Origin of the sequence: Synechococcus sp. Cruz CV12-2-Slac-r (assembly GCF_024346075.1) — a bacterium.
Taxonomy (GTDB): Bacteria; Cyanobacteriota; Cyanobacteriia; order PCC-6307; family Cyanobiaceae; genus Synechococcus_D.
In genome coordinates this window covers 1-6,289 of record NZ_JAGQEK010000101.1, presented here as the reverse complement: position 1 = coordinate 6,289, position 6,289 = coordinate 1, and the positions used below count along the sequence as shown (strand labels likewise).

The window sequence follows — 6,289 nt, the reverse complement described above, 5'->3', positions numbered from 1 at the left end:
GAACCTTCTACGGACCGTGCCTGGAGAAGTCGCTGATTAACCAAGCAGGCGACTTTCTATTCATACCGCCGGGAGTCGTTCATATGCCGGTGAACCTCAGCGCCAGTGAGGCAGCAATTGCAATCGTGGCCCGCAACGATGCAAATGAGCAAGAACATGTGGAACTGCAAGCCCCTCCAGGGAAGGCCAAAAATTGCTTTTAAGCCGAGCTTTCGGTGTAACTTGCTATACGTTGTTTATAACAATTTAATAATTTATCAGTGAGATGGATTATTAGTTGAGGCACAACTTTAAAATCTTGAGTTATCAGAAGCCAATCCTAAGGCCAGTTTGTGCTCCCCAACTAGAAAAAGATGGATTGCTCCATTTATCAAATCCATCGTTTGTATCATAGGAACTTGTTCCGCGATAAATAGCTTCTGCAAATACTTTAGATCTATAATTAAAAGCATAAGAAAGCCCAGCTTTGGCTTGGTAGCCAAACAAAGATTTTGAATAGCCTCGGTAGCTCAATCCAGGATCGGAAAATGCACCAACATTAAGAAATGTTGGGCCTATCCCAACACCAACATAAGGCGACAAACGTTTGCTTGGAAATAGATCCCAATAAATACTTGCGAAGGCAGAATTCTTGCGTGTTTGGCCACCATGGACATATTTAAAATATTTACCAGAAACATTATTATAGCCTTCTAGATTGCTTGCATCAAGTGCGTAAGTGAGCTCTAATCTTAATGGTTTAAATTCATAGCCAAGCCCCACTTCTCCAGAAAAACCGGGATTTGAAAATTCTGTGAATATGCCGCGGTCACCTTTTCCTGCTCGATCAATTGGCCAATTTGCGCCAACACCAGTAGTTAGGTAAAGACCAGATAAGCCGCCTTGTGAAATGGGTGCACTTTCTACGATTTGGATATCTTCTGCCCTTGCGGGGTTAGTAACTGCAACCATACAATAAGATGCCAAAGATAAACATAAGCGTTTAAAAAAGTGTTTCTGTAAAGGCATCTCTAAACAATGTGAGTATTTAGAACTTAACAGTACTCCCTAAAACCGGCATTAGATAGATAAGCTTTATCAAATTCTGTTCGCATCATGGGCATTCCATTAGTTCACCCCAATGAGAGCCAGCCAAGGCTGGCTGCTCTATCTACTAATGATCTAAACCAAGACTGTTGCACCATCCTAGAACGCATTCCAGGGGCAGGTTTAAAGGGGGCGGGCTATCCGGAGAATGTGTTGGGCCAACTGATGCACAGCCCAGATCTGCTTGCTCATTTCCTTAATTGGTGGGTTACCAGTAAGAGCTCTATGGCCTTCGCTGAGCGGCAGCAGGAGTTGGTGATCCTGCGGATTGGCTGCCTCTATGCCAGCGATTACGTTTGGAAGCACCATGTGCCTGTGGCGAAGGAGTTTGGGGTTAGCGACGAAGAAATTGAGGCAGTGCGGCTGGGGCAATTTGATGCTTTTAACGCTTTAGAAAAGGCATTGCTCACGCTCACAGAAGCAATGGTGGAGGAGCGCAATGTTTCGGCTGAGATTTGGGCTGCTTATGGAAGCCAGCTAAACCCCCAGCAGGTGATAGATCTGATCGGTTTAGTTTCCCAATATGTATTATTTTCCCTTACTAATAATGTGCTGCAGGTGCCGATTGAAGAATCGTTACCTCATATACCCGGGCTAATTAATAAGTAAAACATAGATGTTAATGTGATCAAATGACCTCAGGAACAACTGTGGTGGTGGGCGCTGCCCATGGCATCGGTGCGGCGATTGCACGTCGCGTCGCGCGAGAAACATGGACTAGCAAGCTCATAATCGCCGGCATCTCAGATGAGCCAATGCATGCTTGATTTGGCTGATCAAAGCTCTATTGCCGCCCTCGTGGCAGCAACAGGAGAAGCCGAGCGCGTTGCAATTGCAGCTGGGATCTATACAAGTGCTCCGGCGCTGGAAACAACACGTGAACAGATCGATAGCGTTATGGCGATCAATCTTTTTGGTGTCTTTTTTACAGCCCAAGGCTATTCCCGTGAAATGATTAGCCGCCGATCTGGATCAATTGTGGCGATTGGATCTATCTCTGGTCGCTTTCCGCGCATGGGGCAGGTTGCCTATGAAGGAGCTAAAGCCGGAATGCGCCAAGCATTACGCATCCTTGCGCTTGAAACTGTTCCTCTCGGTGTGCGTATAAATGTGGTTTCGCCTGGGCCCACGGAAACGGAGATGATGCACAAACTTATGGCAGATCATCCCGAACTCAAAAATCTTGCCGCCGGTAACTTGGATTCATTTCGCCCAGCCGTACCTGATGCCCATGTGGGTCGCCCTGAACAAGTAGCTGCTGCGGCAGCCTTTCTATTGTCTCCCGACTCGGCACATATTGCCTTTCATGATCTATACATTGATGGCGGTGAAACCCTCGGGATTTGAATTAAGGCTGATTTATAAAATGTTTTATTGCAAGCTTTACTCTGCTGCTACTGATCTCAGTTAGCGAATTAGCTATGCCACAAGAAAAGGTTTCCCAACAAGATAAGAAATTAGGAAGTTTTCTTTTGCGGGGCCTGCGAATCGGCGCTAGCACGATTTCAATAATCGAGTTGTTGCGCAACGACTGGACAGGTGGCATTAGCGCTGCTGTTGCCTGGCTTGTGTTTTTGCAGGTGGAGCGGCGATTGGCTCCTAGCTCAGCTACTTCAGAGTTGCAGGAAGATGACCAGTCTTAACCCAAATTGTGCAACCAGCCTCACTCCATGGCCTATGCACGCTGCCAGGGGGGTTGCGCAGCCAGCTACCAGCTGGATAGGTGCCGTATTCGTCTTGAAATATGCCTTCGATAACCAGGATTTCCTCTCCAGCTGGATGGCTATGGGGCTGAAAAATAGTGCCAGGTGCCCAGCGCACTAGCGCCACGTTCTCAGAGCCAAAAGCATGCAACGGCATAACCTCTAACCCCCCAACCAGGCCTGGTAGCCAGGTTTTTTTCTCGGTATCAATTACTAGGGGCTGTTGATCTGCTGGATGCATTTGGTGCAGCTTTACAAAAATGATGCAGCCCCCCACGCTGAATGGCGCATGGCTGGAGCCAGCGGGGTTGCGCAGGTAGCAGCCAGCTGGGTAGTGGCCTTGCTCATCTGAGAAGATGCCCTCCAGCACTAGAAGCTCCTCTCCGCCGCCATGGTCATGGCGTTCAAAGCAGCTGCCGGGGGCGTAGCGCACGATCGAAGTTGCCCGTGCAACCTCGCCGCCATTGCGATCAAGTTGCCGCCGTTCAACCCCCGCCATCGGGAGGGCGACCAGGGAATGCAGTTCGAATTTAGTAAGGCGCGTTGGCTGAGATCAGAATGGAGTTCCATAGCGTCAATTCCTAGCCAGCGGGAGCTGTAAACTAGCTATGTTATTTAATGAAATGCAAAATTAAATGATTAATTTAACTGCGGAAGTTAATAAATTAATTGATCGCTATCAATTAATACCACATCCAGAAGGTGGCTGGTATCGGGAATTACATCGCAGTAAGTTGAATGTAATTCGTAGTGATGCTGAAAACCGATCTGCTTTTACGATGATACTTTTTTTACTGCCAAGCGGGCATTTAAGCCGCTGGCATCGGGTTGCTAATGCTGATGAATCATGGCATTACATTGCTGGTGATCCATTGGAATTATTTAGCCTTTCACCCGATGGTGGTGCACCAATTAAAGTATTATTAGGATTTTCAATTTATGATAATAAGTTATTGCCAGTATCTGTAATACCTGCCGGCTTCTGGCAAGCAGCCCAAAGTAGTGGGGCATGGAGTTTAGTTAGTTGCTGTGTGGGGCCTGGATTTTGTTTTGAGGATTTCAGTTTATTGGCTGATCACCCTATTAATGAGCATCCGCCAGGAGCAATAACAAATTTTATTTAATTAATGCCTATGGCGATGATGCCCATCACTTACATGCGAATGTGAGTGAGTCATTGGGTTGTGGTGGTGGGGGTGGGAATGCCAATAGGAGCGATCTGATTCGAATCCGTTCGCTTCCCCATTGGGATGTTCATGGGAATGGTGCAGATCATGCTCACTTGAGTTGTGGAGATGCTTGTGCTCGTGCCAAATCTCATCATGACGATGCTTGTGGGCATGGTCTTCCTTGAGCATAAATACCACCCCAGCAATCATTAAAACGCCAGATGCAATCATGTTTGTGTTGAGTGTTTCCTTGAGGTAGAGAACAGAGAAGCCAGCGCCCACAAATGGCGCCGTGGCAAAGATCACCGCTTCCCGTGCTGCACCCAATTCTCTTAGCGCTAACAGATCTAACCAAATAGAAAGACCATATCCAACCCCACCGATTAACAGGATGAGTACAATCTCCATAGGGGCTGGAAACCTTGCCCCCGTAAATCTTGCTATCAATAACATCGGTACACATGCACCTAACGACTTAAGCAAAGCGATTTGCATCGGATCTCTAATACTTAGGCGCTGGCTGATGTTGTTATCAACACCCCAACCAAGACACGCCAAAGCGATCAAAATTGAACCATTAAGTGTGGCTCCAGATGTTGCTTGGCCACCAATAATCACTGCTCCAGCAAGGATAAATACTGCAGCAGTAATGCCCTTTCCACTGAGATGTTCCCTGCCTACCAATACGGCAATGCCCATGGTAAATATCATTTCTAGGTTCAATAGCAGTGATGCAGAGCCAGCTGGCAGTAGCGCCAAGCCACTCACCAAGGCGATGGGTGCTGCAATACCGCCAATTACGGTAAGCAACAACAGCATTCCAAGATCTTGGCGTTTAACCGAACTCTCTTGATTTCTTTTACCCCTAACTAATTTCGCTATCAACAATGACAGTGAAGATCCTGCGTAGAGCAGCCCTGCCAAGCTAAGCGGCGATCCTGTTGAAGTGAGGGTGCTAATCAGTGGAGCACTTAAACCAAAGGCGATTGCAGCAATAAAGCCAGTTAGTAATCCTTGGCGCGCATTAATCATAATTTTAGCGCTAACTCCAGTTTTATCAATTACTTTATCATTACCATCTTGGTGGTTTCTTGAAATTCGTAGGTGGCAGATCTTTCAGCTATAAAAACAGCTTCTGTTGTTAAGGCGCTTATTTTTGCTCATTCCGCAGTATCTGGTCTGTTTTCCTGCGGAATTCGTGATTATCCATTGATCTTGGTGTTCTTTGTTTTTTGAAAACCTTGCTGATCCACCAGATTTGCAATCCGCCAAAAATAATCGTTACGATACCTAATTGAAAATAGCCCCAATTGAAATCTTCCAATGATAAAAAGAATCAACTATCTAATATTAGCCTAAAAACGCCGTTTTGCTCGCGCTTGCTTGCTAGCAATACTATGCTATTTGAGAGATTTTATTCCTGAATTTTTTCAATAGCGTCAGATTTCTTTATGAAATTCAATTCTCCTTTGCAATTATCGCGCCAATTTATAAACGTATTCGGCACTGAAGTTTTTGTGCATAATATTGATCGAATTCCAAATAATAAAAGGATATTACTTGTAAGTAACCATCGCAGTGTGTTAGACGCCCCACTAATAATGTCTGTTATGAATCGTTCTGTGCGTTTTATATGTCATCACTACATGAGTAGGGTACCATTACTGCGCGAACTTATTAGAGCGATGGGAGCGATCCCCCTTGATTCTCCCAAGCAAAGACAAAAGAAATTTTTTGAGCTTTCAGTTGAGCTACTTAAATCAAGGGAAATAATTGGAATTTTTCCTGAAGGCGCACAACCTATGGTTAAAAATAATCCACCTAATCAACTTAGTCGCTTTCATCGAGGATTTGCTCATTTGGCGCTTCAAGCGCCGGTTGATGATTTAGTAATTCTTCCTGTTGCGATAGAATCAATTGACGAAAAAACACATACACTTGCGCCATTAAAGCTATTTAGCTTATTAGATCCATCAGAGCCATTATTTCGTAAGGGCGGTTGGCATTCTGCGGTTGTATATAAACGTGCTCATTTGCATTTCGGTGTTCCTATTGAAATTGATGATGAACAAAAACGCGCCTATCGAGGTCATCATCGTTTTAGTTTAGCTGAGGAGTTAAGCCAGTTATGCTCAGAACAAATTAATGATTTGCTCAAACAAGGCAATTTATAAGAAACAATTTTTTTATGACAAATCTCTTGAATTTTCTAACTCCTTGCCCATTAAATCCTCTGCTTCCATTATTAGTTTATTTACCTGGAATGGATGGTTCCGGCGAGTTGATTAAATTTCAGTTGCCTGAATTATCGGTTTTATATGATATTCGCTG

The 6,289-nt window shown here is 45.1% G+C and carries 9 protein-coding genes and 1 pseudogene; 7 read left to right on the top strand and 3 right to left on the bottom strand.

Features of this window, described 5'->3' with window-relative positions; translation table 11 throughout:
- A pseudogene (locus tag KB557_RS08295) lies at positions 1-203 on the top strand (hypothetical protein); the annotation flags it as partial.
- Positions 204-306: 103 nt separating this feature from the next.
- Here KB557_RS08295 and KB557_RS08290 read toward each other — a convergent pair.
- Complete coding sequence (locus tag KB557_RS08290) at positions 307-951, bottom strand: outer membrane protein (RefSeq protein ID WP_255133156.1); 645 nt, start codon at positions 949-951, stop codon at positions 307-309.
- A 144-nt stretch (positions 952-1,095) separates the two neighbouring features.
- On the opposite strand from KB557_RS08290, the gene KB557_RS08285 reads away from it, so the two are divergent.
- The 4 genes from KB557_RS08285 (at position 1,096) to KB557_RS08270 (ending at position 2,729) form a co-directional block, all read left to right on the top strand.
- Positions 1,096-1,695 carry a carboxymuconolactone decarboxylase family protein gene (locus KB557_RS08285; RefSeq protein ID WP_255133154.1) on the top strand — a complete coding sequence of 200 codons (600 nt, stop codon included), beginning with the start codon at positions 1,096-1,098 and terminating at the stop codon, positions 1,693-1,695.
- 23 nt (positions 1,696-1,718) lie between these two features.
- On the top strand, positions 1,719-1,853 hold the full coding sequence (locus KB557_RS08280) for a hypothetical protein (protein ID WP_255133152.1): 135 nt from the start codon (positions 1,719-1,721) through the stop codon (positions 1,851-1,853).
- Positions 1,846-2,433 (top strand): SDR family NAD(P)-dependent oxidoreductase, encoded by a 588-nt coding sequence (locus tag KB557_RS08275; protein WP_255133149.1) that lies wholly within the window; start codon positions 1,846-1,848, stop codon positions 2,431-2,433. The genes KB557_RS08280 and KB557_RS08275 overlap by 8 nt, the downstream gene beginning before the upstream one ends.
- A 74-nt stretch (positions 2,434-2,507) precedes the next feature.
- The gene (locus KB557_RS08270; protein ID WP_255133147.1) at positions 2,508-2,729 is read left to right on the top strand and encodes a hypothetical protein; all 222 of its coding nucleotides are present in this window, start codon (positions 2,508-2,510) and stop codon (positions 2,727-2,729) included.
- Here the strand turns inward: KB557_RS08270 and KB557_RS08265 are convergent.
- A complete protein-coding gene (locus tag KB557_RS08265) occupies positions 2,695-3,288 on the bottom strand; it encodes a cupin domain-containing protein (protein ID WP_315856213.1) in 594 nt (197 codons plus the stop codon). The two genes, KB557_RS08270 and KB557_RS08265, sit on opposite strands and share 35 nt — an antisense overlap.
- Before the next feature lie 136 nt (positions 3,289-3,424).
- On the opposite strand from KB557_RS08265, the gene KB557_RS08260 reads away from it, so the two are divergent.
- Complete coding sequence (locus KB557_RS08260) at positions 3,425-3,913, top strand: cupin domain-containing protein (protein ID WP_255133145.1); 489 nt, start codon at positions 3,425-3,427, stop codon at positions 3,911-3,913.
- On the opposite strand, the gene KB557_RS08255 is transcribed toward KB557_RS08260, so the two are convergent.
- Positions 3,914-4,990, bottom strand: a complete 1,077-nt coding sequence (locus KB557_RS08255; RefSeq protein WP_255133143.1) for a DMT family transporter — start codon at positions 4,988-4,990, stop codon at positions 3,914-3,916.
- 419 nt (positions 4,991-5,409) lie between these two features.
- Between KB557_RS08255 and KB557_RS08250 the strand changes: the two genes are divergently transcribed.
- Positions 5,410-6,132 carry a 1-acyl-sn-glycerol-3-phosphate acyltransferase gene (locus KB557_RS08250; protein WP_255133141.1) on the top strand — a complete coding sequence of 241 codons (723 nt, stop codon included), beginning with the start codon at positions 5,410-5,412 and terminating at the stop codon, positions 6,130-6,132.
- The last annotated feature ends 157 nt before the right edge of the window (positions 6,133-6,289 follow it).

Bases quoted from the DNA above. Each gene is read 5' to 3' on its own strand.
- KB557_RS08290 (WP_255133156.1), bottom strand. From the start codon at position 951: ATGGTTGCAGTTACTAACCCCGCAAGGGCAGAAGATATCCAAATCGTA.
- KB557_RS08285 (WP_255133154.1), top strand. From the start codon at position 1,096: ATGGGCATTCCATTAGTTCACCCCAATGAGAGCCAGCCAAGGCTGGCT.
- KB557_RS08280 (WP_255133152.1), top strand. From the start codon at position 1,719: ATGACCTCAGGAACAACTGTGGTGGTGGGCGCTGCCCATGGCATCGGT.
- KB557_RS08275 (WP_255133149.1), top strand. From the start codon at position 1,846: ATGCTTGATTTGGCTGATCAAAGCTCTATTGCCGCCCTCGTGGCAGCA.
- KB557_RS08270 (WP_255133147.1), top strand. From the start codon at position 2,508: ATGCCACAAGAAAAGGTTTCCCAACAAGATAAGAAATTAGGAAGTTTT.
- KB557_RS08265 (WP_315856213.1), bottom strand. From the start codon at position 3,288: ATGGCGGGGGTTGAACGGCGGCAACTTGATCGCAATGGCGGCGAGGTT.
- KB557_RS08260 (WP_255133145.1), top strand. From the start codon at position 3,425: ATGATTAATTTAACTGCGGAAGTTAATAAATTAATTGATCGCTATCAA.
- KB557_RS08255 (WP_255133143.1), bottom strand. From the start codon at position 4,990: ATGATTAATGCGCGCCAAGGATTACTAACTGGCTTTATTGCTGCAATC.
- KB557_RS08250 (WP_255133141.1), top strand. From the start codon at position 5,410: ATGAAATTCAATTCTCCTTTGCAATTATCGCGCCAATTTATAAACGTA.